The following is a 299-nucleotide window of genomic DNA, read 5'->3' on the forward strand; positions in this document are numbered from 1 at the left end:
GAAACAGGTTGCTCGATAACACAGTTATCAGCAAGTTGCATTTCACGCGCACGTTTTGCAGCTACTGTTACAAGTGTATATTTAGAATCGATTTTTGTTTATAATGAATCAATTGATGGATTTAACATAATTATAGACCCTCCGTCATTTCTTTATAATATTTTGCTACTCTTTCGCGGCGGCAATGTTCACCAACCACAATTGCTTTAATTCTTTCACAAGCTAATTCAACTTGATCGTTTTCTACAACTTAGTCGTAAGCGTCCATCATATCAATTTCTTCTTTCGCTACCGTTAAA

General features: G+C 35.5%; 1 protein-coding gene and 1 pseudogene. Both read right to left on the bottom strand.

Annotated features, from left to right (window positions below):
• On the bottom strand, window positions 1-92 hold a 92-nt coding region (rpoZ, locus tag ACSG5Z_RS30790), incomplete at its 3' end, for a DNA-directed RNA polymerase subunit omega (RefSeq protein ID WP_435712851.1).
• A gap of 38 nt (window positions 93-130) precedes the next feature.
• Window positions 131-299 (bottom strand): annotated as a pseudogene (locus ACSG5Z_RS30795) (guanylate kinase); the annotation flags it as partial.

Source organism: Bacillus pretiosus (assembly GCF_051294775.1).
GTDB classification, from domain to species: Bacteria; Bacillota; Bacilli; order Bacillales; family Bacillaceae_G; genus Bacillus_A; species Bacillus_A wiedmannii.